General features: G+C 71.7%; 23 protein-coding genes. 18 read left to right on the forward strand and 5 right to left on the reverse strand.

Features of this window, described 5'->3' with window-relative positions; translation table 11 throughout:
• Positions 1-21 precede the first annotated feature (21 nt).
• Both ACZ61C_RS09575 and ACZ61C_RS09580 read left to right on the forward strand, forming a co-directional pair.
• Positions 22-501: a GNAT family N-acetyltransferase gene (locus ACZ61C_RS09575; RefSeq protein ID WP_465304774.1), complete on the forward strand. Its 480-nt coding sequence runs from the start codon at positions 22-24 to the stop codon at positions 499-501.
• A gap of 21 nt (positions 502-522) precedes the next feature.
• On the forward strand, positions 523-2,568 hold the full coding sequence (locus ACZ61C_RS09580) for a DHA2 family efflux MFS transporter permease subunit (protein ID WP_465304776.1): 2,046 nt from the start codon (positions 523-525) through the stop codon (positions 2,566-2,568).
• A gap of 87 nt (positions 2,569-2,655) precedes the next feature.
• Here the strand turns inward: ACZ61C_RS09580 and ACZ61C_RS09585 are convergent, their stop codons facing one another.
• Positions 2,656-3,492, reverse strand: coding sequence for a PHP domain-containing protein (locus ACZ61C_RS09585; RefSeq protein ID WP_465304778.1), 837 nt, complete (start codon positions 3,490-3,492; stop codon positions 2,656-2,658).
• Between the two features lie 40 nt (positions 3,493-3,532).
• Between ACZ61C_RS09585 and ligD the strand changes: the two genes are divergently transcribed.
• Both ligD and ACZ61C_RS09595 read left to right on the forward strand, forming a co-directional pair.
• The gene (gene ligD / locus ACZ61C_RS09590; protein WP_465304780.1) at positions 3,533-4,483 is read left to right on the forward strand and encodes a non-homologous end-joining DNA ligase; all 951 of its coding nucleotides are present in this window, start codon (positions 3,533-3,535) and stop codon (positions 4,481-4,483) included.
• 35 nt (positions 4,484-4,518) lie between these two features.
• Complete coding sequence (locus tag ACZ61C_RS09595) at positions 4,519-4,827, forward strand: hypothetical protein (RefSeq protein WP_465304782.1); 309 nt, start codon at positions 4,519-4,521, stop codon at positions 4,825-4,827.
• On the opposite strand, the gene ACZ61C_RS09600 is transcribed toward ACZ61C_RS09595, so the two are convergent.
• Complete coding sequence (locus ACZ61C_RS09600) at positions 4,758-5,954, reverse strand: thiolase family protein (RefSeq protein ID WP_465304784.1); 1,197 nt, start codon at positions 5,952-5,954, stop codon at positions 4,758-4,760. The two genes, ACZ61C_RS09595 and ACZ61C_RS09600, sit on opposite strands and share 70 nt — an antisense overlap.
• A 132-nt stretch (positions 5,955-6,086) precedes the next feature.
• Between ACZ61C_RS09600 and ACZ61C_RS09605 the strand changes: the two genes are divergently transcribed.
• From ACZ61C_RS09605 to ACZ61C_RS09615, 3 genes are all read left to right on the forward strand, one after another.
• A complete protein-coding gene (locus ACZ61C_RS09605; protein ID WP_465304786.1) occupies positions 6,087-6,527 on the forward strand; it encodes a winged helix-turn-helix transcriptional regulator in 441 nt (146 codons plus the stop codon).
• A 319-nt stretch (positions 6,528-6,846) separates the two neighbouring features.
• Complete coding sequence (locus ACZ61C_RS09610) at positions 6,847-10,440, forward strand: discoidin domain-containing protein (protein WP_465304788.1); 3,594 nt, start codon at positions 6,847-6,849, stop codon at positions 10,438-10,440.
• An 85-nt stretch (positions 10,441-10,525) separates the two neighbouring features.
• A complete protein-coding gene (locus ACZ61C_RS09615; RefSeq protein WP_465304790.1) occupies positions 10,526-11,287 on the forward strand; it encodes an SDR family oxidoreductase in 762 nt (253 codons plus the stop codon).
• On the opposite strand, the gene ACZ61C_RS09620 is transcribed toward ACZ61C_RS09615, so the two are convergent.
• A complete protein-coding gene (locus ACZ61C_RS09620; RefSeq protein WP_465304792.1) occupies positions 11,284-12,717 on the reverse strand; it encodes a carotenoid oxygenase family protein in 1,434 nt (477 codons plus the stop codon). The genes ACZ61C_RS09615 and ACZ61C_RS09620 overlap by 4 nt on opposite strands.
• Before the next feature lie 184 nt (positions 12,718-12,901).
• On the opposite strand from ACZ61C_RS09620, the gene ACZ61C_RS09625 reads away from it, so the two are divergent.
• From ACZ61C_RS09625 to ACZ61C_RS09640, 4 genes are read left to right on the forward strand one after another with little or no spacing between them, the layout of a single operon-like run.
• Positions 12,902-15,244 (forward strand): glycosyl hydrolase family 95 catalytic domain-containing protein, encoded by a 2,343-nt coding sequence (locus ACZ61C_RS09625; protein ID WP_465304794.1) that lies wholly within the window; start codon positions 12,902-12,904, stop codon positions 15,242-15,244.
• Between the two features lie 59 nt (positions 15,245-15,303).
• Positions 15,304-15,672 (forward strand): DoxX family protein, encoded by a 369-nt coding sequence (locus ACZ61C_RS09630; protein WP_465304796.1) that lies wholly within the window; start codon positions 15,304-15,306, stop codon positions 15,670-15,672.
• 19 nt (positions 15,673-15,691) lie between these two features.
• Positions 15,692-16,447, forward strand: a complete 756-nt coding sequence (locus ACZ61C_RS09635) for an alpha/beta fold hydrolase (protein WP_465304798.1) — start codon at positions 15,692-15,694, stop codon at positions 16,445-16,447.
• 27 nt (positions 16,448-16,474) lie between these two features.
• Positions 16,475-17,350: a LysR family transcriptional regulator gene (locus tag ACZ61C_RS09640; RefSeq protein WP_465304800.1), complete on the forward strand. Its 876-nt coding sequence runs from the start codon at positions 16,475-16,477 to the stop codon at positions 17,348-17,350.
• Between the two features lie 165 nt (positions 17,351-17,515).
• Here the strand turns inward: ACZ61C_RS09640 and ACZ61C_RS09645 are convergent, their stop codons facing one another.
• On the reverse strand, positions 17,516-18,109 hold the full coding sequence (locus tag ACZ61C_RS09645; protein WP_465304802.1) for an NAD-dependent epimerase/dehydratase family protein: 594 nt from the start codon (positions 18,107-18,109) through the stop codon (positions 17,516-17,518).
• Between the two features lie 113 nt (positions 18,110-18,222).
• Here ACZ61C_RS09645 and ACZ61C_RS09650 point away from each other — a divergent pair, with 113 nt between their 5' ends.
• Positions 18,223-18,981: an HpcH/HpaI aldolase/citrate lyase family protein gene (locus ACZ61C_RS09650; RefSeq protein WP_465304804.1), complete on the forward strand. Its 759-nt coding sequence runs from the start codon at positions 18,223-18,225 to the stop codon at positions 18,979-18,981.
• Positions 18,982-19,000: 19 nt separating this feature from the next.
• Here the strand turns inward: ACZ61C_RS09650 and ACZ61C_RS09655 are convergent, their stop codons facing one another.
• Positions 19,001-19,981, reverse strand: a complete 981-nt coding sequence (locus ACZ61C_RS09655; protein ID WP_465304806.1) for a hypothetical protein — start codon at positions 19,979-19,981, stop codon at positions 19,001-19,003.
• 191 nt (positions 19,982-20,172) lie between these two features.
• Between ACZ61C_RS09655 and ACZ61C_RS09660 the strand changes: the two genes are divergently transcribed.
• From ACZ61C_RS09660 to ACZ61C_RS09685, 6 genes are all read left to right on the forward strand, one after another.
• Positions 20,173-21,189, forward strand: coding sequence for a LacI family DNA-binding transcriptional regulator (locus ACZ61C_RS09660; protein ID WP_465304808.1), 1,017 nt, complete (start codon positions 20,173-20,175; stop codon positions 21,187-21,189).
• Positions 21,190-21,390: 201 nt separating this feature from the next.
• Positions 21,391-22,713, forward strand: a complete 1,323-nt coding sequence (locus tag ACZ61C_RS09665; protein WP_465304810.1) for a M20/M25/M40 family metallo-hydrolase — start codon at positions 21,391-21,393, stop codon at positions 22,711-22,713.
• Entirely contained in the window at positions 22,713-23,597 is an 885-nt protein-coding gene (locus ACZ61C_RS09670) for an alpha/beta fold hydrolase (protein ID WP_465304812.1), read from the forward strand. The genes ACZ61C_RS09665 and ACZ61C_RS09670 overlap by 1 nt, the downstream gene beginning before the upstream one ends.
• Positions 23,598-23,621: 24 nt before the next feature.
• Positions 23,622-24,137, forward strand: coding sequence for a GNAT family N-acetyltransferase (locus tag ACZ61C_RS09675; protein WP_465304814.1), 516 nt, complete (start codon positions 23,622-23,624; stop codon positions 24,135-24,137).
• Between the two features lie 32 nt (positions 24,138-24,169).
• Positions 24,170-24,757 carry an ArsR/SmtB family transcription factor gene (locus tag ACZ61C_RS09680; RefSeq protein ID WP_465304816.1) on the forward strand — a complete coding sequence of 196 codons (588 nt, stop codon included), beginning with the start codon at positions 24,170-24,172 and terminating at the stop codon, positions 24,755-24,757.
• A gap of 1 nt (position 24,758) precedes the next feature.
• Complete coding sequence (locus ACZ61C_RS09685; protein WP_465304818.1) at positions 24,759-25,505, forward strand: SRPBCC family protein; 747 nt, start codon at positions 24,759-24,761, stop codon at positions 25,503-25,505.
• The last annotated feature ends 4 nt before the right edge of the window (positions 25,506-25,509 follow it).

The raw sequence follows: 25,509 nt of genomic DNA on the forward strand, positions 1-25,509 counted from the left end.
CACGTGGTTACGGTCGAAGCCATGACTGTTTCCTTCTGTGTTCCCGAAGACGTCCCCGAACTCGTCGAGTCGGCCGCCGGGCTGTTCGCCGAAGACGCCGGGCGCCACGACCCGCGCATGGACCTCGGCTGGCCCGACCGTGAGGGCGCCGCCTACTACGCGGAGCTGGTCGGCGATCCGGACTGCCTCTACCTGCTGGCCGGCGGCGGGCACCTGACCGGCAGGCTGCGGCCCCCGGACGCCCTGCGGCCGGGCGTGGTGACCGCGGTGCTGGAGAGCCTGCGCGTCGGCCCGGACCACCGCCGGTCGGAGGTCGGCGCCGAGCTGGTCGCGGCGTTTTTCGCGTGGGCGCGGGAAAAGGGCGCGAACGAATCGGTCGTGAAGGCCTACGCCGGCAATGAGGCGGCGCTGGCGATCTACCGCGCGCAGGGGTTCGAGCCGTTCGAGCTGACCCTGCGTCACCGGAACGAGTGGCTATCCACAGTGGACCGTTCGCACTAGCCTCGGAGGCCGAGCCAGGAGGTGCGGATGACGGCCACCGCGGAGGTCGCCCACGAGCCGGGACCCGCGCAGCTGAGCCGGGGGCGGGTCAACGCCGTCTTCGGGGCCGTGCTGCTCGGTATGCTGCTGGCCGCGCTGGACCAGACCATCGTCGGGACCGCGCTGCCCACCATCGTCGGTGACCTCGGCGGGGCCGGGCACCTCTCGTGGGTGGTCACCTCCTACCTGCTCGCCGAGACGATCATGACCGTCGTCGTCGGCAAGCTCGGTGACCTGTTCGGCCGCAAGCTGATGTTCCAGATCTCGGTGGTCGTGTTCGGCATCGGCTCTTTCTGCGCCGGGTTCGCCGACAGCATGGTCTGGCTGATCGTCTGGCGTGCGGTGCAGGGCCTGGGCGGCGGCGGACTGATGGTCACCTCGACCGCGCTGATCGCCGACGTCGTCCCGCTGCGCGAGCGCGGCAAGTACCAGGGTGTGCTCGGCTCGGTGTTCGGCGTGGTGACCGTGGCCGGGCCGATGCTCGGCGGCTTCTTCGTCGACCACCTGTCGTGGCGGTGGGCGTTCTACGTCAACATCCCGCTGGTCATCGTGGTGCTGGTGGTGGCGTCCTCGGCGATGCCGAACGCGCGCGCCGCGGTCAAGCCGGTCATCGACTACCTCGGCATCCTGCTGATCGGCCTGGCCGCGACCGGGCTCACGCTGGTGACGAGCTGGGGCGGCACGCAGTACGCGTGGGGCTCGCCGACGATCATCGGGATGGCGGTCGGCTCGGTCGTGCTGCTCGCGGCGTTCGTCTTCGTGGAGCTGAGAGCAGCGGAGCCGATGCTGCCGATGCGGCTGTTCCGGAACCCGGTGTTCACCGTCGGCGGGATCATGAGCTTCGTCGTCGGCTTCGCGATGCTCGGCGCGCTTTCCTACCTGCCGACGTACATGCAGTACGTCCAGGGCACCTCGGCGACGACGTCCGGGGTGCGGCTGCTGCCGATGGTGCTGGCGCTGCTGGTCGCGTCGATCGCCGCGGGCAACGCCGTGAGCAAGACCGGGCGGTACAAGATCTTCCCGCTGGTCGGCGCCGCGGGCATGACGATCGGGCTCTACCTGCTGTCCCGGCTGGACGCCGACACCGGGTTCTGGGAGGCCTCGGCCTATATGGCCGTGCTGGGCCTGGGCATCGGGCTCGGCATGCAGGTGCTGACCATCGCCGTGCAGAACACCGTCGACTACGCCGACCTCGGTGTGGCGACGTCGGGGGTGACGTTCCTGCGCTCGATCGGCAGCTCGTTCGGCGCGGCCATCTTCGGCACGGTGTACGCGAACCAGCTGGCGCCCAACCTGGCCAAGGCCGCCGCCGAACACCCGCTGCCGCCCGGGGTCGACCCGCGGGCGCTCCAGGTGCCGACGGCGCTGCACGCGCTGCCGGACTCGGTGTCCGCTCCGGTCATCCAGGCCTACAGCGACTCCCTGCACGTGGTGTTCCTCGCCGCGGCGCCGGTCGGGCTGGTCGCGTTCGCGCTCGCGTTCTTCCTCAAGGAGGTTCCGCTGCGCGACACCGCCCGCGCGGCCGCGCCGGACCTCGGTGACGGCTTCGCGATGCCGGAGGCCCGCACGGACGACCGTGCGCTCGAACGCGCCGTGGCCACGCTGTTCTTCCGCGAGCGCCGCAAGGTGGCCCCGGCGATCGTCGAACGCGCCGGCGGCGACCTCGACGAAGGTGGCATCTGGTGCCTGCTGCAGGTCCACCTGCGGGAACGCCGCGGCGAGCCGTCGACGCTGAAGGCGATCGGGGAGTACTTCAGCGTTCCCGCGCAGGTGCTGGAACCGGCGTTCAACCGGCTGGAGCTGACCGGGCACCTGCGCTACAGCGGCGGCCAGTGGGAGCTGACCGAGCCGGGCCGGGCCGAGTTCGCCAAGGTGGTGCGGGCGTGGCACGACTGGCTGGCCGAGCGCCTCGGCGACTGGGGCACGGCCGACCGCGCCGAGCTGGACGCGGCGATCGGCCGGGTGGCCAACCGGCTACTGGACCAGAGTGCGGAGTCCCGCGCCCACGGCCGCCACGCCCTCGCCTGACCCACTTTGCGCCGCAAAGCGCGGCTTTCGCCGTGAAAGATGCGCCCGGGCGGCCTCGAGACGCATCTTTCTCGGTGAAAGTGACGTTCAACGGCGCCAGAAGTCGTGCGGGGTGCGGCCGGGGCGGAAACCGGCGGACTCGACCAGGGCGGCCGCCGCCGCGAAGCCGTGGCCGACCAGGCCCGGCTCGTGAGCGTCGCTGCCGAAGCTCACCGCCTCACCGCCGTCCTCGAACCACCACCGGACCACCTCGCCCGGCAGCGGCACCTTCGTGTTGACCTCCAGCGCGCGTCCGCTCGAAGCCAGGGCCCGCAGCACGGTGCGGAACTCCTCCTCGAAGGCCGCCACGACGAACGGCGGGCCCTCGGCCGGCCACGACCTCAGCGCGTAGTCGATGTGCGCGAGCACCGCGAAGCCGGCGGTCGACTCGACCAGCCCGAGCACCTCGGCGAGGTAGGCGCGCAGCAGCTCGCCGGGCGGCCGGTCGGTGATCAGCGTCAGCTCGTGGTGGTGCTCGCCGCCGGGCAGGGAGTGCACCGAGCCGAGAATGCGGTCGAAGCCGTGGGCGGCGAGCAGCGCGTCGGCGCGAGCGCGGTGCCAATGCGGCTCGCTCAGCTCCACCCCGGACAGGATCCGCAGGTCCGGGAACCGGTCCCGGCACTGCTCGACCCCCGCCAGGTAGCCCTCGACGTCGAGGTCGGGCGGCTCCAGGACGCCGTCCGGCCGCAGCCGCACCCGGAAGTGGTCCGGCAGCAGCGGCCGGACCGGCTCCGGGACCAGCCACGGCGTGAGGTCCGCGTGCTCGGTGAACGCCACCGACGGCAGCCCCAGCTCGAGCGCCCGCTCGCACGAGCCGAGCATCGACCCGGTCACCGTGTCCCAGGACCATTCGGTGTGGACGTGGCCGTCCGGCGGGAGGCTCATGATCCCCACGGTAGCGGTGGATTCGGGCTACTGTCGGTCCATGGCGCAGAAGTCGGCGGCGGTGGAGCTCGAGGTCGGGCCGCACACGGTCCGGATCTCCAACCCGGACCGGGTGTACTTCCCGGCCCGCGGCGAGACGAAGCTCGACCTGGTCAACTACTACCTCTCGGTCGGCGACGGCATCGTCAACGCGCTGCGGGAGCGGCCGTGCATGCTGCACCGCTTCCCGTCCGGCGTGGCGGGGGAGAAGGTCCACCAGAAGCGCGTCCCGAACGGCGCGCCGCCGTGGCTGGAGACCGTCCGGGTCACCTTCCCGCGGTACAACCGGCACGCCGACGAGCTGTGCGTCACCGAGCTGGCGCACGTCGCGTGGGCGGTGCAGATGTCCACTGTGGAGTTCCACCCGTGGAACTCCCGCCGCGCCGACACCGAGAAGCCGGACGAGTGGCGCATCGACCTCGACCCGATGCCCGACTGCGGCTACGACCGCGTCCGCCGGGTCGCGCACGTCGCGCACGAGATCCTCGACGAGCTCGGCGCGGTCGGCTGGCCCAAGACCTCGGGCGGGCGCGGGCTGCACATCTACGTCCGGATCGAACCCCACTGGGGCTTCAAAGAGGTCCGGCGTGCGGCCCTGGCCTTCGCGCACGAGGTCGAACGCCGTGCCCCGGACGACGTCACGACAACTTGGTGGCGTAAGGACCGCGACCCCCGGCTGCTTTTCGTCGACTACAACCAGAACGCGCGTGACCACACGATCGCGAGCGCCTACTCCGTGCGCGGCAACCCGGAAGGCACGGTGTCGACGCCGATCCGCTGGGAGGAGATCGACGACGTCGAGCCGGGCGACTTCACCATCGCGACCGTCCCGGCCCGGTTCGCCGAGCTCGGCGACCTCCACGCGGGCATCGACAAGGCCGTCTTCTCGCTGGAACCCCTGCTGGAGTGGGCCGATCGCGACGGCGTCGAAGAGCCGCCCGAGCCCGACTGACGTATTTTCCGCGGCCGGCCACGGCTCTGCGGGAAGTGAAGATCGTGCTGTGCGGCCTGGACGAGGCCGCGTGGAGCCTGGTCGCCCTGCAGGTGCTCCTCGAACGCGAAGGTCGCGCCGTGTGCGTCGGCGAGCGTCCGGACTGCCTGCTGCTGTCCACTGTGCTCGGCAGTTCGCGCGCGGAACTGCTCGCCCTCGGCTTCGACGAGGTGTTCCCGGTCGCCGCCACGGATCCCGGGGGAGCCGTGGCGGCGTTGCGGGCCTACCTGGCGCGTCAGTCCAGGCGTTCGATGATCGTCGCGTTGGCGAGGCCGCCCGCCTCGCACATCGTCTGCAGGCCGTAACGGCCGCCGGTCTGCTCCAGCACCGACAGCAGCGTGGTCGCCAGGCGTGCGCCGCTGCCGCCGAGCGGGTGGCCGATCGCGATCGCGCCGCCGTTGACGTTGACCTTCGCCAGGTCCGCGCCGATCTCGGCCTGCCAGGCGAGCACCACGCTGGCGAACGCCTCGTTGACCTCGAAGGCGTCGATGTCCCCGACCGAAAGCCCGGCGCGCGCGAGCACCTTGCGGGTCGCGGGGACGACGCCGGTCAGCATGTACAGCGGGTCGTCGCCGACCACGGCGAAGCTGTGGATCCGGGCCCGCGGCCGCAGTCCCAGCGCCTTCGCCGTCTCGGAGCTGGTGATCATCAGCGCGGCGGCGCCGTCGTTGATCGGGGAAGAGTTGCCCGCCGTGACGTGCCAGCCGAGGTCGGGGAACCGCTGCTCCCAGACGTCGGCGCGGAACGCGGGCTTGAGCCCGGCGAGGATCTCCGGCGTGGTGCCCGGACGGATCGTCTCGTCCGTGGTGACGTCGACGAGCACGCCGTCGGGTCCGGGCGCCTTGAGCGACGCGACCTCGCCGGCGAACTTCCCGTCCGCCCACGCCTTCGCGGCCCGCTGGTGGCTTTCGGCGGAGAACGCGTCGAGCTGCGCACGGCTGAAGCCCCACTTGGCGGCGATCAGCTCGGCGCTGATGCCCTGGGGGACGAGTCCGTCGGGGTAGCGGGCGGCGACCTGCGGGCCGAACGGGTCCCGCCCGGCCACCTGGCTGCCCATCGGCACCCGGCTCATCGACTCGACCCCGGAGGCGATCACGACGTCGTAGGCGCCGGCGATGACGCCCTGGGCAGCGAAGTGGACCGCCTGCTGGCTGCTGCCGCACTGCCGGTCGACGGTCACCGCGGGCACCGACTCCGGCAGTCCCGCGGCGAGCGCGGCCCAGCGCGCGGTGTTCATGCTCTGCTCGCCGATCTGCCCGACCGCGCCGCTGATCACGTCGTCGATCCGGGCCGGGTCGACGCCGGTGCGTTCGACCAGCGAGCGCAGGGCGTGGGCGTGCAGGTCGACCGGGTGCACCCCGGCGAGCTTCCCGTTCGGCTTGCCCTTGCCGATGGGGGTCCGTACCGCGTCGACGATCACCGCGTCCGTCATGGCGTCTGCCTCCTCGCAGATCGGGGGATGGTTTCGGTATACGCCGGGCGAGTTGGATTCCACAACTCAGCTGTTCGGCACGTCACATGCGGTTGACGTGCTAGGTTGGATTTTCAACCTGTGGGAGGTGGCATGGTTCGGCGTGGTCGCGAGTGCTCGGTGGCCGAGGCTCTCGAGGTCGTCGGCGAGCGGTGGAGCCTGCTCGCTCTGCGCGAGGTCATGCTAGGGGAGCGGCGGTTCAACCAGATCGCCGAGAACACCGGCGCCAGCCGCGACATCCTGGCCGCGCGGCTGCGCAAGCTCGTCGACGCCGGCGTGCTCGAGAAGGTCCGGTACGAAGACCACCCGCCGCGCTTCGAGTACTACCCGACCGAGGCCGGCCGGGCGCTGCAGCCGATCCTGCTCGGCCTGATGGCCTGGGGGGACAAGTTCGTCCACCAGGGTGAGCCGCCCACGCTGTGGCGGCACGCGTGCGGCGAGGTGCTGGAGCCGGCCACGGTCTGCGCCCACTGCGGCGAGCCGGTCAACACGCCGGGCACCCACGCGATCCGGCTGGGCGCCGTCCACTCCTGACCCGACCTCGGCAAAGGCCTCCTCGCATCCCCGCGAGGAGGCCTTTTCGACGTTTGGGCGTTGACTTGAGACCCCGGTCACTGTAAGTCTTGAACGAATCAGTGCAAGAACCTGACAACAGCGCGAGAAATTGCGGCAGTGGTCAGGAAGATCCCGCCCAGCTCCTCGACGAAGAGGTGCCCATGACGGCTGTCCCGTGCTGCCCGCGTGCGCCCCCGGACCACGTCCGGTGTGTGCCCGTTCCCTGGTTTCCGCCGTCCCCGCCCGGGACGAGCGCGCTCGACCCGCCTCCCCTCCTCCCCGGATCATGAGGAACCCCATGAGAACGAAGCGACTTCTGTCGCGCGCGGCCACCTACGCCGCCCTGTCCCTCCTCCTGGCCGCGCCCGCCGTGGCCGCGAGCGGCGCCCCGGCCGCCGCGCCCGCCGTGCAGGCCATCCAGCCCGCCGCCCAAGCCGCCGTCGCGACCTACACCGCCAGCAGCCAGCTCGCCGGCTACCCCGCCTCGAACGTCGGCGACGGAAACCAGGCGACCTACTGGGAGAGCACCAACAACCAGTTCCCGCAGTGGGTCCAGGCCGACCTCGGCACGGCCACGAACGTCGCCCAGCTCGTGCTGAAACTGCCGACCGGCTGGGAGGCCCGCACCGAGACCTTCAGCGTTCAAGGCAGCACCAACGGCACGAGCTTCAGCGACCTGAAGGCCTCGGCCGGTTACCGCTTCGACCCCGCCACCGGCAACACGGTCACCGTGGACGTCACCGGCAGCACCCGGTACGTCCGGCTGAACGTCACGGCCAACACCGGCTGGCCCGCCGCGCAGTTGTCGGAGTTCGAGGTGCACGGCCCGGCCGGCGGGGACACGCAGCCGCCGTCCGCGCCCGGCAACCTCGCCTACACCCAGCCCGCGAGCGGCCAGATCCGGCTCACCTGGTCGGCCTCGACGGACAACACCGGTGTCGCCGGTTACGACGTCTACGCCAACAACCAGCTGCGCGGCAGTGTCGGCGGGACGGTCCTGACCTACACCGACAACCAGCCCGACGGCGCGACCGTGTCGTACTACGTGCGGGCCAAGGACGCCGCGGGCAACCAGTCGGCGAACAGCGCCACGGTGACCCGCAACGGCACCCAGGCCGGGACGAACCTGGCGCTGGGCAAGCCGATTACGGCGTCCTCGACGGAGTTCACGTTCGTCGCGGCCAACGCCAACGACAACTCCGTGACCACCTACTGGGAGGGCGGCGGCGGGACCTACCCGAACCTGCTGACCGTCGCGCTCGGCTCGAACGCGGACCTCAACCAGGTGGTCGTCAAGCTGAACCCGGACGCCTCCTGGGGCCCGCGGACGCAGACGATCGCCGTCGAAGGCCGTGACCAGGCTTCGAGCGCGTTCACCACGCTGTCGGCCGCGCAGACCTACAGCTTCAGCCCGTCGTCCGGCAACACCGTGACGATCCCGCTGAGCGGCCGCGCCGCCGACGTCCGGCTGCGCGTCACCGCCAACTCCGGCGCCGGCGGCGGGCAGGCGGCGGAGTTCCAGGTCTTCGGTGTGCCCGCGCCGAACCCCGACCTCACGGTCTCCGGGGTCTCCTGGACACCGCAGAACCCGGTGGAGACCGACTCGATCACCGCGTCGGCCACGATCCGCAACGCCGGGACCGCGGCTTCGGGCGCGACCAACGTCAACCTGTACCTGGGCACGACCAAGGTCGGCACCGCGAACGTCGGGGCGCTGGCCGCCGGCGCGTCGACGACGGTGTCGGCGAACATCGGCACCCAGAACGCCGGCAGCTACCAGCTGACGGCGAAGGTCGACGAGGCCAACGCCGTCATCGAGCAGAACGAGGACAACAACTCCTTCACCGGTTCGACGGCGCTCGTCGTCAGCCCGGTGCAGAGCTCGGACCTCGTCGCCGCGACCGGCTGGTCGCCGAACAACCCGTCCGCGGGCAACACCGTCACGTTCACCACGACCCTGCGCAACCAGGGCACCGTGGCGAGCGCGGGCGGCGCCCACGCGATCACGGTGACGATCACCGACCAGAACGGCACGGTGGTCAAGACGCTCAGCGGCAGCTACACCGGCGCGATCGCCGCCGGGGCCACCGCGTCGCCGGTGACCGTCGGCACCTGGACCGCGGGCAACGGCAAGTACACCGTCAAGACGGTCGTCGCGAACGACGCCAACGAGCTGCCGGTGAAGCAGGCCAACAACACCAGCACGCAGGCGCTGTTCGTCGGCCGGGGCGCGAACATGCCCTACGACATGTACGAGGCCGAGGACGGCGTCGTCGCGGGCGGCGCGTCCGTGGTCGGCCCGAACCGCACGATCGGCGACCTCGCGGGCGAAGCGTCGGGCCGCAAGGCCGTGACGCTGAACTCGACCGGCTCGTCGGTCGAGTTCACCACGCGGGCGTCGACGAACACCCTGGTCACCCGGTTCTCCATCCCGGACTCCGCGGGTGGCGGCGGCATCAGCTCGACGCTGAACGTCTACGTCGACGGCACGTTCCTCAAGGCCATCGACCTGACGTCGCACTACGCGTGGCTCTACGGCGCCGAAACCGGCCCGGGCAACTCGCCGGGCACCGGGCCGCGGCACATCTACGACGAGGCGTCGATGCTGCTGGGCACGACCGTGCCCGCCGGGCACAAGATCAAGCTGCAGAAGGACGCGGCCAACAGCACGAACTACGCGATCGACTTCGTGAACTTCGAGCAGGCCACCGCGGTCGCGAACCCCGACCCGGCGCACTTCGCGGTGCCCACCGGGTTCACGCAGCAGGACGTGCAGGCGGCGCTGGACAAGGCCCGGCAGGACACGACGCTCACCGGCGTCTACCTGCCGGCCGGGAACTACTCGCTGCAGAGCAAGCTGAACGTCTACGGCAAGGCCGTCACGGTCACCGGCGCCGGGCCGTGGTTCACGAAGTTCTCCGCACCGTCCGGCCAGGAGAACAGCGACATCGGCATCGACATCCAGCCGACCGCGAACGGGTCGACGGTCAGCGGGTTCGCCGTGTTCGGGAACTACACCTCCCGGATCGACGGCCCCGGCAAGGTGTTCAACCTGAACAACGTCTCGAACCTGACGATCGACAACATCTGGGTCGAGCACCAGGTCGTGATGGTCTGGGGCACCAACGTGGACAACACCACGATCAAGAACTCCCGGATCCGCGACACCTTTGCCGACGGCGTCAACCTCACGAACGGGAGCACCGGCAACCACGTCACCAACAACGAGGCCCGGTCCACCGGCGACGACAGCTTCGCGCTGTTCGCCGCCACGGACATCAACCAGGGCAACCAGTACGACAACGTGTTCGAGAACCTGACCGCGCTCACCCCGTGGCGCGCGGCCGGGCTGGCGGTCTACGGCGGGTACAACAACACCTTCCGCAACCTCTACATCGCGGACACGCTGACGTACTCGGCGATCACGATCAGCTCGCTCGACTTCGGCTACCCGTTCCTCGGGTTCGGGCCGCAGCCGACGACGGTCCAGAACGCCTCGCTCGTCCGGGACGGTGGCCACTTCTGGGGCCAGCAGACGTTCCCGGCGATCTGGATGTTCTCCGCGTCCAAGGAGTTCCGCGGGATCCGGGTGTCCGACGTGGACATCCAGAGCCCGACCTACGCCGGCATCATGTTCCAGACGAACTACGTCGGCGGGCAACCGCAGAACAGCGTCCAGGACACGGTGCTGACGAACGTGTCGATCACCGGGGCACACCGCAGCGGTGACGCTTTCGACGCGAAGTCGGGGATCGGGATCTGGGCCAACGAGCTGCCGGAACCGGGTCAGGGCCCGGCCGTCGGGTCGGCGACCTTCACCGGGCTCACGCTGAGCGACAACGCCGAGGACATCCGCAACCGCACGACCACGTTCACCATCAACCGCAACTGACCGAAAAGACCGTCGAGGCCACCTCGCGGGCGTCCGTCGCCCGTAAGGTGGCCTCGACGGCGTTCGACGGGTGGAGGTGGGTCTGGTGCGGATCCTGGTCACCGGTGGCACCGGGCAGCTCGGCCGGGTGGTCACCGAGCGGCTGCGCGCGGCGGGTGAAGAGGTCCGCGTCCTCAGCCGGCGGCCCGGTCCGGACGTCGTGCCGGGCGACCTGCGGACCGGCCGCGGCGTCGACAGCGCGCTGGCCGGCGTCGACACGGTCGTCCACTGCGCCACCGACTTCCGGCACGAGACGGCGCTCGCGCGGACGCTGGTGGAGGCCGCGCGCTGGACCGGCGGGCCGCACCTGGTCTACGTCTCGATCGTCGGGGTCGACCGCGTCCCGCTGGGTTACTACCGGAGCAAGCTCGAGACCGAGGAGCTGATCGCCGCGTCCGGCCTGCCGTACACGATCCAGCGGGCGACGCAGTTCCACGCGCTGGTCCGGACCCTGTTCGCGGGCGCGTCCCGGCTGCCGATGCTGCCCGTGCCGCGGGTGCGGTTCCAGCCGGTGGACGTCCGCGACGTCGCGCCGCGCCTGGCGGACCTGGCCACCGCCGACCCGGCGGGCCGCGTCGACGACTTCGGCGGCCCCGAGATCCTCGCGGCGGCCGAGCTGGCCCAGGCGGTCGCCGAGGCGAGCGGACGGCGCCGGAAGATCGTCTCGGTGAAGGTGCCGGGGGAGACGTTCCGGGCGTACGCCGACGGCGGGCACCTCGCGCCGCACCACCTGGACGGCTCGATCACCTTCGCGCAGTACCTCGCCGAGCAGGCCGACGCCGGGGTGCTGGGGTACCGGAAGCGCTAGCTCGGCAGCCAGTTGCCGTGGAAGCCGACCGGCACCCGGTCCGGCAGGGGGATCGCGGCGACCGTCTCCAGCGTGGCGGCGTCCAGCAGCGTTAGCTCACTGCGCTCGGTCGCCGCGTCGTGGACGAAGCCGGCCAGGACACCGTCGTCCTCGGCGGCGTCCGCGGTGCGCGGCACGAAGACGAACTCGGCCGGCGAACGCCCGGCGCCGAAGGACCGCACCTGCGTCGAGCCGGTCCAGAAGTCGTGTTTGTACAGTGCTTCCGCCGGGTTCGCGCCGGTCGTCACCGCCGGCGCGTAACCGTAGCGGTGCGGGCGGCCGACCACCCGCTCGTCGACCCGCGGGAACTCCTGGCCCCGGTCGTCGAGGCGTTCTTCGACGACCTTGCCGGTGGTGAGGTCGACCGTCCACCGGTCCAGCGTCGGCACGCCTTCGTCGGGGCCGCGCAGCTGCCGGTCGAACATCTTCGGGTGCCGGACGACGTCGAGCACCACGCTGTCGCCGTCGTCGTAGGCGTTGAGGGGGTGGAAGACGTAACAGGGTTCGACCTCGAACCACCGGACGTCGCCGTTGCCACCCTCGCGGGGCATTACGCCGATCCGCGCCGGGTATTTCGGGTTCCAGTGGTAGGGGAGGCCGCCGTTGGCGGTGATCTTCGAGGCCAGCCGGGCGGTGATCGGGTCGGGGATCCGCACCCGGCCGATCACCGCGGAGAGCACGAGCCGGGTGGTGGCGCGCAGGATCGGTGACGGGATCGAGGCGGTCGCCATCCCGGCGTCGAAGGTCACGGGCAGGTCGTAGAAGACGACGTGCCGTCCGGTCAGTGAGAAGTCGTGCATCATCGGTGCGCCGGTGACCTCGACGGGCACCTCGCGCCGGACCCGCCCGGCGGTGTCGACCACGGTGTAGGTGACCTTGTTGCCGCCGGTCAGCGAGTAGGAGACGGCGTGCAGCTCGCCGGTGCGCGGGTCGCGCTTCGGGTGGGCGGTGTAGCCCCCGCTCAGGGTGCCGTCGAAGTCGCAGCGGCCGACGGTGTCCAGCTCGTCGGTCAGCTCCCAGAGGGTGGCCCCGGCCTCCATCAGGGCGAGGGTCTTGCCGGCGTGGCCGATGACGTTGGTGTTCGCGCTGAGGCCGTGCGGGGTGGTGCGCGGCCGGCCGCCGTCGAGGATCGCGTCGATCGAGGGGTTGCGGACCCAGCGGTTGCGGTACCACTCGGCCTTGCCGTCGCGCAGGCGGACGCCGTGGACCATGCCGTCGCCCATGAACCAGTGGTAGGCGGCGGGGTCCACTTCGGACAGCGGGTTGGGCCCGTTGCGCAGGTAGCGGCCGTCGAGGAAGTCGGGGATCGTCCCGGTCACCTCGAGGCCGGTGAGCGTGTGCTCCTGGCTGATCGGGGCGAAGTTCCCGTCGAGGAAGGGGTTGGTCGGCACCGGTGGTGGCCTTTCGTCGCGACTGCGAGCCCGGTCGTGGACGCAACGCTACAACCTCGCCGAGGCCGTCGTACATCTCGTGTTATCGGATTAATTACGAAGAATCTTGACCTCGGGTTCGGATAGGTCATATGTTTGGCGCGCTGCACGCCGGTCCCCGCCTTCAACGCCGAACGGATCCGACATGTCTGACCTTCCCCTCCCGCCGTCCCGCCGGTCGTTCCTCAAGCTCGGGGGCGCGGTGGGCGCCGGGATCGCCCTCGGGGGCGTTCGTCCCTTTGTCGCCAGCGCAGACGTCGTGCGCCCGGCCGTCGAGGACCTGGTTCCCGACGGCCGCGCGACCACGCTGTGGTACCCCTCGCCCGCAGCCGAGGACAAGATCATCGAGCAGGGCCTGCCGATCGGCAATGGTCGGATCGGTGCTCTCGTCGGCGGTGACCCGGCCGCCGACTTCCTCTACCTCGCCGACGCCTCGCTCTGGACCGGTGGCGCCAACGACGTCCTCGAAGACGACGGCCAGTTCCCCTACGAGCGCGAGAAGTTCGGCACGCTGGGCCTGCTGGCCAAGGTCCGGATCGCCGTGCCCGCGCACACCGGTGTCACGGACTACCGCCGCACGCTCGACCTGAGCAACGGCCTGCTCACGGTGTCCTACACCCACCAGGGCACGCGCTACCGCCGCGAGATCTACACGAGCCACCCCGACGACGTGGTGGTCGTCCGGCTGAGCGGTGGTCCGATGACCGGCACGGTCGCGCTGGAGCCGACCCGCGGGGAGACCCTGACCGGTGCGGCCTTCGCGGCCACCTTCGCGAACGGGCTGAAGTACGCGGCCGCGGCCGGGGCGTCCGGCCGCGGGGGAAAGGTGGCGCCGCAGGGGAACACCGTCGCGTTCACCGGCTGCCGCGAGGTGCTCATCGTCGTCACCGGCGGGACCAGCTACGTGCCGGACGCGGCCCGCAAGTTCCTCGACGCGACCGCCGACCCGCTGCGCGTCGCGAAGGGGAAGGTGGCCCAGGCGCTGGCCGCGGGCGGTGACGGCCTGCGCGCCACGCACGTCGCCGACTACCGGCGGCTGTACGACCGGATGTCGGTCGACCTGGGGCAGTCGCCGCCGGCCAAGCGCGCGCTCGACTCGTGGTCGCGGCTGGTGGCCCGCCACGACGACCCGGCCACGCCGGACCCGGAGCTGGAGGCGAGCTACCTGCAGTTCGGGCGGTACCTGACGATCACCGGTTCGCGCGACGGCCTGCCGATGGGCCTGCAGGGCCTGTGGCAGAACACCAACACGCCCGACTGGATGAGCGACTACCACACCGACATCAACCTCCAGATGAACTACTGGCTGGCGGACCGGGCAGCGCTGCCCGGGAGCTTCACTGCCCTCGCCGACTACTGCCTCGCGCAGCTTCCTGTGTGGACGGACAGCACCCAACGCCTGTTCAACGACCCGAGGAACCGCTTCCGCAACACCAGCGGCAGGATCGGCGGCTGGGCGATCGCGTTCTCGACCAACATCTACGGCGGCTCCGGCTGGTGGTGGCACCCCGGCGGCAACGCCTGGCTGTGCAACTCGCTCTGGGACCACTACGCGTTCACCCAGGACAAGCGGTACCTCGCGCGGATCTACCCGCTGCTCAAGGGCGCGTGCGAGTTCTGGGAGTCCAGGCTGGTGACGACGACCGTGGACGGTGTCGAGGTGCTCGTCGACGACCACGACTGGTCACCCGAGCACGGCCCGCAGGACACCCGCGGCAACACCTACTCCCAGGAGATCGTCTGGGACCTGTTCGAGCACTACCGCGACGCGGTCGCGGTGCTGGGCCGGGACCGCGCGTACGGCGACCGGATCGCCGGGCTGCAGAAGAAGCTGTACCTGCCGAAGGTGAGCCCGTCGACCGGCTGGCTCGAGGAGTGGCTGTCGCCGGACAACCTCGGCGAGACCACGCACCGGCACCTGTCGCCGCTGATCGGCTTCTTCCCCGGCGACCGGATCGCGGCCGACACCTCGCCGCCCGAGCTGCTGAGTGGCGTGCGCGAGCTGCTGATCGCCCGCGGGATGGACAGCTTCGGCTGGGCGTGCGCGTGGCGGTCGGCCTGCTGGGCGCGGCTGAAGGACGCCGACCGCGCGTACCGGCTGCTGCTCACGGTCATGCGGCCGTCGGTGGCCAACGGGAACGGCACCGCGCCGAACTTCTTCGACATGTACAGCCAGGGCAGCTACACGATCTTCCAGATCGACGCGAACCTCGGCGCGCCCGCGGCGATGGTGGAGATGCTGGTCTACTCGCGCCCGGGCGTGCTGGAGCTGCTGCCGGCGCTGCCCTCGGCGTGGGCGCGCTCGGGCCGGGTGACCGGGATCGGCGCGCGCGGCGGGTTCGAGGTCGACCTGTCCTGGCGTGAGGGCAAGGTCACCCGCGCGGTGGTCCGCAGCGTCGGCGGGACCCGGACCGAGGTGCGCGCCGGCGCCTGGAAGCGGACGATCTCGCTGCGGCCGGGCGGGTCGATCACGATCACGCCAAGTTGAGGTCCTCCCTCCGGAAGTGATGTAGTGTTCAACTACCCCTTCCGAAGTCTGGAGTCCTCGTGAACATCGCCCTGTGGGTCGCCGCGGGTTTCCAAGCCGCGCTGTACGTCTTCGCCGGCGGCATGAAGTTCCTGACGCCACGGGAGAAGCTGCTGGAGAACCCCAACATGGGGTGGACGGCGGACTTCTCCGGCCCGGTGGTCAGGGCGATCGGCGGCATCGAGGTCCTCGCGGCGATCGGCCTGGTCCTGCCGTGGGCGCTCGACATCGCGCCGGTGCTGACACCGCTCGCGGCGACCGGGCTGGCGATCGTCCAGATCGGTGCGATCATCGTCCACGGGCGCCGCAAGGAGACCAAGGCGCTGCCGATGAACGTCGTGCTGCTGGTGCTGGCGGTGTTCGTCGCCGTGGGCCGGTTCGCCGGCTGAGCCACCCCTCGGAGGATCGATGACACTTCCGGCCTTCACCGACCACGGCGGGTCCGGCCCGGTGGTCGTGCTGCTGCACAGCTTCCTCATGGACGGCCGGATGTTCGCCCCGCAGCTGGCGGCGTTCGACGGCTTCCGCTGCGTCACCGTCGACGAGCGCGGCCACGGCGGCACCCCCGCGACCGGCCCGTTCGACTACTGGGACGTCGCCCGGGACGTCCTGGCGGTGCTCGACGAGCTGGACGTCCCGCGCGCGGCCGTCGTCGGGACGAGCCAGGGCGGGTTCGTCGCGCTGCGGATGGCGCTGCTGGCGCCTTCGCGGGTGTCGTCGATCGCGGTGCTCGGCACGTCGGCCGCGGCGGAGGATCCCGCGGTCGCGACCGGGTACCGGGCGGTGCTCGACGCGTGGGTCAGCGGGAGCGCGCCGCCGCCGGTGCTCGACGGCGTCGCCCAGATCTGCTTCGGCCCCTTCCCGGCGGAGGAGTGGAAGAAGCGCTGGGCGACGGTGGCGCCGGACCAGCTCACGCTGACCATGAACGCCCTCGTCGACCGCGACAGCGTGCTCGCGCGGGTCGGCGAGATCTCCTGCCCGGCCCTCGTCCTGCACGGCTCGGCCGACCTCGCCTACCCGGTCGAGCGGGCCGAGGAGCTGGCGGGCGCGCTGCCCGCGGCCGCGCCGCTGGTCGTCGTCGAAGACGGCGCCCACTTCCTGAGCTTCACGCACGCCGATGCGGTGAACCCGCCGCTCACCCGGTTCCTCGCCGCGCACGCGTAATACCCTGGGGGTCTCAGGGAGGTCGGAGTGGACGTCGATCTGCGCAAGCTTCGGTACTTCGTCGCGGTCGCCGAAGAGCTGCACTTCGGGCGGGCCGCCGCGCGGCTGCACATCGCGCAGCCGGTGCTGTCGCGGCAGATCCGGGCGCTGGAAGACGAGCTGCACGCCCAGCTGTTCCGCCGGGACAAGCGGTCCACCGCGCTGACCGACGCCGGCCGTCAGCTGCTGGACGACGCGCGTCCGCTGCTGGCCTCGGCCGAAGCCCTGCGGCGCCGGGTGGCGACGGCCGCGCGCGGCACCACGTTCACCGTGGCGTTCATGCCGGGCATCACCGTCACCGACGCCGTCCGGGAGTTGACGGCCCGGCATCCCGACCTCTCGGTTTCGCTGCTGCGCACGACCTGGGAGGACCAGACCGAGGTGCTGCACGACGGCCGCGCCGACGTCAGCGTGGTCCGGCTGCCGGTGGACCGGCGCGGGCTGAGCGTCCGGCCGCTGTTCGAGGAGCCGCGCGTGGCGGTGCTGCGGACCGACCACCGGCTGGCCGGCAAGGAGTCGGTGCTCGTGGGCGACCTCGCCGGCGAACACCTGCTCAACCACCCGGACGCGGTCCCGGAGTGGCGGGACGTCGCGGTCGAGCTGCGCGAGGGCACGGGCGTGGCGGCGCCGTCGTTCCGCAGTGTCGAGGAGAAGCTCGAGCACGTGGCGGCCGGGCAGGGGATCGCCGTCATCCCGCTGTCCACTTCGGAGTACTACACCCGGCCCGACGTCGCCCACGTGCCGGTCGAGGACCTGCCGCCGAACGAGGTGTGCCTGGCGTGGCTCGCGAGCCGGCGCTCGCGGATCGTGGCCGAGTTCGCGGAGATCATCGGTTGCGCGGGGGAGGACCGGCGATCAGAGTGACGGCATGACTCGCTGGGCGACGTTCGACTGCTTCGGCACGCTGGTGGACTGGCGCCACGGCATCTCGACCGGGCTCGAGCTGCTGTTCCCCGGCCGGGGCGCGGAGCTGCTGGAGGTCTACAACGGGATCGAGCCGAAGGTGCAGGCCGAGACGCCGGTGCGGCGCTACCGCGAGGTGCTGGCGGAGTCCCTGCGGCGGACCGCCGCCGAGGCCGGGCTCGACCTGGTGCCCGACGACGCGTCGGTGCTCGGGACGGGCGCGGCGAAGAACGTCTCGATGAGCCCGCCGCCCAGGCCGTAGACGATGCCGGGCATCACCAGCACCGGATTGCCGCCGTGGGTCAGGACGCGCTCCTCGTTGGCCGCGCGCCACGCCGTGATCGCCGGCGGGTTCTGCGGCGCGTCCTCGGCCACGACACCTTGGGTGTCGCCGTAGACCCAGACGCCGCCGGTGTGCACGTACGGGCCGCGGTCGCCGATGCCCTCCTGCAGGGCGTCCGCGGCGGCGCGGTCGACCGCCGCGGTGTCGTCGCCGTAGTGCTGGCCGAGGTGGATGACACCGTCGGCCGCGGCAGCCGACTCGCGCAGGACGGCCGTGTCGGTGAGCCCGCCCGGCACTGGCCGAGCACCCAGCTCGGTGAGCGTGCGCGCGGAGGCGTCGCTGCGGGCGAGCGCGCTCACCTCGTGCCCGTCCCGCACGAGCGCCCGGACGGTGGGGCGGCCGACGTAGCCGGAGCCGCCGGTGAGGAAGACCTTCATCGTGGACCTTTCGTGGTCGTGGTGGTTCCCTCCCGACTCTCGGCCGCCGGAAGGCCCGCGTCCAAGACCCTTTCCGCTCGCTGTGATACCCCCAGAGCATTACGCTGGGTCGGGTGACCGCGACGACCTACCTGTTCGTGCCCGGCGACCGGCCCGACCGTTTTGCCAAGGCCGCGGCCGGCGGCGCCGACGTCGTGCTCCTGGACCTCGAGGACGCCGTCGCCCCGGCCGATAAGGACTCAGCGCGCACCGCGGTCGACGCCTGGCTGGCCGACGGTGGCGCGGCGATGGTCCGGATCAACCCGCCGGGCACACCCTGGTTCGAAGCCGACGCCGCTCTGGTGGCCGCGCGCGGGGTGCCGGTGATGGTCCCGAAGGCCGAGGTGGCCGGGGTGCCGGCCGGGTTCCGCGAGGTGATCGCTCTTGTCGAGACCGCGCGAGGTGTCGAAAACGCCGGTGAGCTCGCGGCAGTCCCGTCGGTGACCCGGCTGGCGTTCGGCAGTGTCGACCTGGCCGCGGAGCTCGGTGTCGCGCCGGAGGATCCCGAGCCGTTCGCGTACGCGCGCTCGCGGCTGGTCGTCGCCTCGGCGGCGGCCGGGCTGGCGCCCCCGCTGGACGGCGTCACGACCGACCTGCACGACGACGAACGCCTGGCGGCCGACGTCCGGTACGCGCGCCGGATGGGTTTCGGCGGGAAGCTGTGCGTTCACCCGCGCCAGGTGGAGACGGTGCGAGCGGGGTTCGCGCCGACCGAGGCCGAGCGTGAATGGGCCCGCCGTGTTTTGACGGCCGGTGATTCGGTGTCCACTGTGGACGGGAAGATGGTGGACAAGCCGGTGCTCGCCCGGGCTCGCCGTCTCCTGGGGGAGTGACGCGTGCAGGTGGCGCTGCTCAGACCGCGCGGGCGATGGCGATGTTCCCGGCCAGCCGCTCCCCGGCCTCGTAGATCATGTACTCGCGCCCCTGGTACGTGCCGAAGCTCGGCGCCGCCGAACGGCCGTTGTCCGGGGCGCCGGCCAAGGGAGAATGGAACGTCCCGAGGTGGGTGCGCTTCGAGAAGTCGTTGCCGACCTCGGTGATCATCAGCTTGCCGCCGTGGGCGATGTCTGTGTTGTAGACGACGTACGTGCTGTTGTTGCGGTACAGCAGGTGCGGGCCGCCGATGTCGTTCGCGCCGACGTCGGTGTGGCGCACGAGCGGGGTCTGCGAGAACGTCCAGTTCAGCGCGTCGGGTGACCAGCCCCAGCCGATGTCGCGGTGGTTGGTGGTGTTGTTGAGCATGAACACCATGACGTAGCGGGCGTTCTTCGCCGGCAGGTCCTGGCGGAACACCCGCGCGTAGGACGTCTCGGTGGTGCCCGCGGGCTGCAGCCTCGTCGACAGGACCTCCTTCTCATAGCCGAAGTGGATGCCGTCGGCCGAACTGGCGAGCCGCGTGACGGTGTTCTCGCCGTGGAAGTACAGGTAGATCCGCTTGACGTCGTCGTTCCACAGCGCGTGCGGCGACGACACGTGGCTGACCGAGTACTCACCCGGCCAGGAGTTCTTGATGATCGGGTTGCCCGCGTACTCGGTGAACTCCTGGTCGAGGGAGTCCGCGTAGGCCAGGCAGATCCCGCCCGGCGCGTCGTGCGGTGCGTAGTAGAGGTAGTACGCGCCGAGCGCGTTCGGGATGCGGCCCGCGGTGCCGCGGACGCAGGGGAAGATCAGCTCACCGGTCGGGTTGTAGCGCAGCCTGCTCTTCACGAGCGCGAGCCGCTGGTACCGGTAGTCCGGGAAGCCGGCGGGGGCCGCGGCGGCCGTCACGGGCAGGAGCGCGCTCGCGCCGAGGGCGGCGGCGCCGGCCAGCAGGCCGCGGCGGGTGAGGGTCATGGCGGCTCCTTCGTCGGTGAAGTGTGCGGCGACGGTGGCACGGTCGCGGCGGCGAGGTCAAGGGAGTAATACGTATTAGTACGGTCGGGACAGGTTTGCTGGAGTTTCGGGCAAAACGGTTGACGACCCCGGGGAGGCCTTGCACGCTGAATCGGATCAGCTGACCCCGGCGACCCCGAGCGAGGTGCCCGATGGGCAGGCCCCGGCAGGCCGACATCGCGCGCGTCGCCGGCGTTTCGCAGGCGACGGTCTCGGTGGTGCTGGGCGGGAACCGCACCGGGGTCCGGCTGTCGGAGCGGACCCGGCTGCGGGTCCTGGAAGCCGCCGAACGGCTGGGGTACGTGCCCGACCCGGTGGCGAAACGGCCGGCGTCGTCGCGCAACAACCTCCTCGGGGTCTACACCTTCACCCCGGCGTTCCCGGTGGACGTCGCCGACTCCTACTACCCGATCCTGGCCGGCGTCGAGGCCGAGGCGGCCGCGCTCGGCAAGGACCTGATCATGTTCACCGGCTCGAGCGCGGTGCCCGACCGGATCCGCCGCACCCGCCTGGCGGACGGCTGCCTGTTCCTCGGCCGGCACGTGCCGGCGGACGCGATCGGCGACCTGCTCGCGAGCGGGTTCCCGATCGTCTACATCGGACGCCGCACCGAGCTCGGCGGCCGGATCCCGCACGTGGGCGCGGACTACGTGTCCGCCTCGGCCGAAGTGCTCACCCGGCTGGCGCGCGCGGGCCACCGGCGGGTCCGCTACCTGCGCGAGCCGGACGACGCCCCGTCGTCGGGCGACCGGGAACGCGGGGTGCGGGCGGCGGCCGCCGGCACCGGGCTGAACCTGCCGGGCCTGGTGGTCCGCACCGACGGCGCCGACCTCGGCGCGGCGGCTGTCCGCCGCTGGCTCGACGACGGCGTGACGGCCCTGGTGGTGGAGGAGACCGACACGGGCGCGGTCTTCCACGCGACCCAACGAGCCCTGCGCGAGGCGGGGGTCCAGGTGCCCGCCGACGTCTCGCTGGCGGTTCTGGGACGGCCGCCGGCCGGGACGCCCGGCCCGGAGATCAGCGGGTTCGAGGTGCCGCGGCGGGCGCTGGGCCGCGCGGCGGTCCGGCTGCTGGCGTCCCTGGTCGAGCCGGGCACGGCCGAGCCGCCGCCGCACCGGTTGCTGACCTGCCCGCCGGTGCCGGGGGAGACGATCGCGACGGTCGCCTAGCGGCCGACGCAGTCCGCCAAGGTCGTCAGCAGCCACCTTCCCCGGTCGTCGACGTCCTCGGACTGCAGCTCGCTCGACGCCGAAGACGCACTGCGGATCCTCAACCAGCACCTGCGCCCGGTGTCCGAAGTGGTCTCGGCCCTCGAGCGCGGCTGATCCCGCAGCCAGCGGCGCCGGTCCCGCGGGTGATAGGAATGGCCGGTGACCGAACCGAACCTGATCGAAGCCGCCGCGGCCGAGGCCGTCACGCTGACCAGCGAGCTCATCCGCATCGACACGACCAACACCGGCGACCCCGACACCCTGGTCGGCGAGCGGGCGGCGGCCGAGTACGTCGCGGAGAAGCTGACCGACGCCGGCTACGAGATCACCTACGTCGAGTCGGGCGGCAAGAACCGGCACAACGTCATCGTCCGGCTCGAAGGCGCCGACCGGTCCCGGGGCGGCCTGCTGATCCACGGCCACCTCGACGCCGTCCCCGCCGACCCGTCCGAGTGGTCGGTGCACCCGTTCTCCGGCGCGGTCCAGGACGACTACGTCTGGGGCCGCGGCGCCGTCGACATGAAGGACATGTGCGGGATGGCGCTCGCGCTGGCCCGCCACTACAAGATGAACAACGTCGTCCCGCCGCGCGACCTGGTGTTCGCGTTCCTCGCCGACGAAGAGGCGGGCGGGAAGTACGGCGCGCAGTGGCTGGTGGAGAACCGGCCGGAGCTGTTCGAAGGGGTCACCGAGGCGATCAGCGAGGTCGGCGGGTTCTCGATCACGCTCAAGGACGACGTCCGCGCGTACCTGATCGAGACGGCGGAGAAGGGCATCCGCTGGATGAAGCTGCGCGTGCGCGGCACCGCCGGGCACGGGTCGATGATCCACCGCGACAACGCCGTGACGAAGCTCGCCGAGGCCGTCGCGAAGCTCGGCAACCACCGGTTCCCGCTGGTGCTGACCGACTCCGTGAAGGAGTTCCTCGCCGGCGTCACCGAGATCACCGGCTGGGACTTCCCCGAGGACGACCTCGAGGGCTCGGTCGCCAAGCTGGGCAACATCTCGCGGATGATCGGCGCGACCCTGCGCGACACCGCCAACCCGACGATGCTCACCGCCGGGTACAAGTCGAACGTCATCCCGTCGGTCGCCGAAGCCGCGGTGGACTGCCGGATCCTGCCGGGCCGCCTCGAGGCGTTCGACCGCGAGCTCGACGATCTGCTCGGCCCGGACATCGAGAAGGAGTGGATGGAGCTCCCGCCGGTCGAGACGACGTTCGACGGCGCGCTCGTCGACGCCATGACCGCCGCCGTGCTGGCCGAAGACCCGGGCGCGAAGACGTTGCCGTACATGCTTTCCGGCGGCACCGACGCGAAGTCCTTTCAGGACCTCGGGATCCGCAACTTCGGTTTCGCGCCGTTGAAGCTGCCCGCGGACCTCGACTTCTCGGCGCTCTTCCACGGCGTCGACGAGCGCGTCCCGGTCGAGGCGCTGAAGTTCGGCACCCGGGTGCTGGACCGGTTCCTGCGCACGTCCTGATGACGCAGTTCGCGCTCGCCGACGGCACGCCCCTGCAGGTGATCCGCAGGGGCGACCCGGCCGCGCCGGTGACCGTGGTGTTCGTCCACGGGTACGCGCTGGACCAGCGCAGCTGGGGCCGGATCGCGCCGCTGGTGCCGGACGCCGCCGACGGGCCGGTGGCCGTGCTGACCTACGACCAGCGCGGCCACGGCGGGTCCGGGCGGGCGCGCCGCGGCACGGCGACCATGGCGCGGCTCGGCGACGACCTCGCCGAGCTGCTGGCCGGCGAGGTCCCGGCCGGGCGGGTGGTGCTGGTGGGCCACGACATGGGCGGGCTCGCAATCATGTCGCTGTCCCAGCGGCACCCGGAGCTGTTCGCCGCGCGCGTGTCGGGCCTGGTGCTGCTCGCGACGTCGTCGGGGACCCTGGCGACGGAGGTGTCGGCGGCCTGGCCGAACGCGCTGGGCAAGCTGGCCCGCGACCTCGAGGCGGTGCTCGGGTCCAAGCTCTTCGGCGTGGTCCGCGAGCACACGAGCCGCGCGGTCAGCGCCGGCCTGCGGTGGTGGCTCTTCGGCGACGACCCGGACCCGGACCTGGTCGAGCTGACGGTCAAGATGATCCGGGGCAACTGGCCGCACACGGTGTCGCTGTTCCGCCCGGCACTGGACGCGTACGCGCGCGAGGCGGCGTTGTCGCAGGTCAGCGGCCTGCCGGTGACGGCGATTGTGGGGGAGCGCGACCGGATCGTCCGCGCGTCCGACGTCGAGCAGTGGGTCGGCGGGCTGGATGCGGGGACGGCGGTCGTGCTGCCTGGGGTCGGGCACGTCGTGCCGCTGGAGGCGGCCGCGCAGGTGCTGCCGCGGGTGGTCGCGATGGTCAACGCCGCTCATCGGCAGGAGTGAGCTCGGGGCCAGGGGAGGAGCACGATGGGTTTCCGTACCGGACCGGTCGTCCGGGTGGCGGCCGCAGCCGACGTGGCGGCGATCTGCCGGTTCGGCGAGACGCACGTCCGGCCGCACTACACCCCGCTGATCGGCGCGGCCGCCGCCGGCGAGCAGGTCCGCGCCTGGTGGAACGAGACGCACGTCGGCGTGGCCGTGGCCCAGGGCCTGGTGGTCGTCGCCGACGACGGCGGGCACCTCGTCGGGGTGGGCCAGCGCGGCCGGGGTGCGGCCGGTCCGGTGGTCTACAAGCTCTACGTCCATCCCGGCCGGCGCGGCGACGGGCTGGGGCCACGGCTGCTCGAAGCCCTCACCGCACAGCTGTCGGCGGAGGACGGGCGGCTGTGGATCGAGCACTTCGCCGCCAACGAGCGCGCGGGAGTGTTCTACGAGCGTGAGGGCTTCGCCGTGGACCGGGTCGAACGGAGCCCGACGGGCGACCCCGCGCGCGACGTCGTCTGGCGGTCGCGGCCGCTCCGCCGACAAGACGAGAGTTCTTGACAACTTCTCTGTTCGGAGGCGATGCTGGACCCATGTTTTCCGTGGCGGTGATCGAAGACGCGGCGGCGGCCGAGGTGTCGCTCGACCCGATCCGAGCGCGGCTGCTCGCCGAACTGGCGCAGCCGGCCTCGGCGACCATGCTGGCGGCGCGGGTCGAGCTGCCGCGGCAGAAGGTCAACTACCACCTGCGCGCGCTGGAGAAGCACGGCCTGGTGGAGCTGGTCGAGGAGCGCCGCAAGGGCAACGTCACCGAGCGGATGATGCGCGCGACGGCGTCGTCGTACGTCATCTCACCGGCCGCGCTGGCCGCGGTGCAGCCGGATCCGGCCCAGTCGCCGGACCGGCTCTCCGCTCGGTGGCTGCTGGCCGTCGCCGGGCGGCTGGTGCGTGACGTCGGCCTGCTCCTCACCGGGGCGGCGAAGGCCCAGCAGCGTGTCGCGACCTTCGCGCTCGACGGCGAGGTCCGGTTCGCCTCCGCCGCCGACCGGGCGGCGTTCGCCGAGGAGCTCGCCACCGCCGTCACCACCCTGGTCGGCAGGTACCACGACGAGACGGCCGAGAAGGGCCGCCCGCACCGGGTGGTCGTCGCCGTGCACCCGAGCGTCCCGGAGGAGTCCTGAGATGGGGCGCGAGTTCGAGCTGACCGACGCCGCCGAGGTCGACGCCTCGCCGGAAGAGCTGTGGGACGCCATCGCGACGGGCCCGGGCATCGACTCGTGGTTCATGGGCCGCAACGAGGTCGAGGCCGGCACCGGCGGTGTGGTCCGCGGTGCCTTCGGCGGATACCGACCCGAGTACCGGATCCGGGAGTGGGACCCGCTCGAAAAGCTCGTCTACGGCAGCGACCCCGCGCCGGACGGGCGGAAGATCGGCTACGAGTTCCTCATCGAGGGCCGCGACGGCGGCAGCTCGGTGATCCGCTGCGTCACCAGCGGCTTCCTGCCCGGCGACGACTGGGAGGACGAGTTCGAGGCGATGACCGGGGGCGGCGCGATGTTCTTCCGCACGCTGGTCGAGTACGTCACGCACTTCGCCGGCCGCGCGGCGGTGCCGCTGACCGTGTTCGGCCCGCCGGTGGGGGACTGGGACGACGCCTGGACCCGGCTCGGCGCCGCGCTCGGTCTTCGATCGCGGCCTGCCGAAGGCGACCCGGTGCGGCTCTCGCTCGACGGCCGGGCGCCGCAGGAGGGCGTGGTCTACGCCGTGAACGAGCAGAACGCGGGTGTGCGCACCGCGGACGCGATGTACCGCTTCCTGCGCGGGTTCCACGGCCCGATGATCGCTTCGCACCACGTCTTCGCCCCGGGCGCGGACGCGGTGACCGAGGAGAAGGCCTGGAGCGCCTGGCTGGACCGGGTGTTCGGCTGACGGC

The organism is Amycolatopsis sp. NPDC104587 (assembly GCF_055583645.1).

Bases quoted from the DNA above. Each gene is read 5' to 3' on its own strand.
- ACZ61C_RS09575 (WP_465304774.1), top strand. From the start codon at position 22: ATGACTGTTTCCTTCTGTGTTCCCGAAGACGTCCCCGAACTCGTCGAG.
- ACZ61C_RS09585 (WP_465304778.1), bottom strand. From the start codon at position 3,492: ATGAGCCTCCCGCCGGACGGCCACGTCCACACCGAATGGTCCTGGGAC.
- ligD (WP_465304780.1), top strand. From the start codon at position 3,533: ATGGCGCAGAAGTCGGCGGCGGTGGAGCTCGAGGTCGGGCCGCACACG.
- ACZ61C_RS09600 (WP_465304784.1), bottom strand. From the start codon at position 5,954: ATGACGGACGCGGTGATCGTCGACGCGGTACGGACCCCCATCGGCAAG.
- ACZ61C_RS09605 (WP_465304786.1), top strand. From the start codon at position 6,087: ATGGTTCGGCGTGGTCGCGAGTGCTCGGTGGCCGAGGCTCTCGAGGTC.
- ACZ61C_RS09610 (WP_465304788.1), top strand. From the start codon at position 6,847: ATGAGAACGAAGCGACTTCTGTCGCGCGCGGCCACCTACGCCGCCCTG.
- ACZ61C_RS09625 (WP_465304794.1), top strand. From the start codon at position 12,902: ATGTCTGACCTTCCCCTCCCGCCGTCCCGCCGGTCGTTCCTCAAGCTC.
- ACZ61C_RS09635 (WP_465304798.1), top strand. From the start codon at position 15,692: ATGACACTTCCGGCCTTCACCGACCACGGCGGGTCCGGCCCGGTGGTC.
- ACZ61C_RS09645 (WP_465304802.1), bottom strand. From the start codon at position 18,109: ATGAAGGTCTTCCTCACCGGCGGCTCCGGCTACGTCGGCCGCCCCACC.
- ACZ61C_RS09655 (WP_465304806.1), bottom strand. From the start codon at position 19,981: ATGACCCTCACCCGCCGCGGCCTGCTGGCCGGCGCCGCCGCCCTCGGC.
- ACZ61C_RS09660 (WP_465304808.1), top strand. From the start codon at position 20,173: ATGGGCAGGCCCCGGCAGGCCGACATCGCGCGCGTCGCCGGCGTTTCG.
- ACZ61C_RS09670 (WP_465304812.1), top strand. From the start codon at position 22,713: ATGACGCAGTTCGCGCTCGCCGACGGCACGCCCCTGCAGGTGATCCGC.
- ACZ61C_RS09675 (WP_465304814.1), top strand. From the start codon at position 23,622: ATGGGTTTCCGTACCGGACCGGTCGTCCGGGTGGCGGCCGCAGCCGAC.
- ACZ61C_RS09680 (WP_465304816.1), top strand. From the start codon at position 24,170: ATGTTTTCCGTGGCGGTGATCGAAGACGCGGCGGCGGCCGAGGTGTCG.
- ACZ61C_RS09685 (WP_465304818.1), top strand. From the start codon at position 24,759: ATGGGGCGCGAGTTCGAGCTGACCGACGCCGCCGAGGTCGACGCCTCG.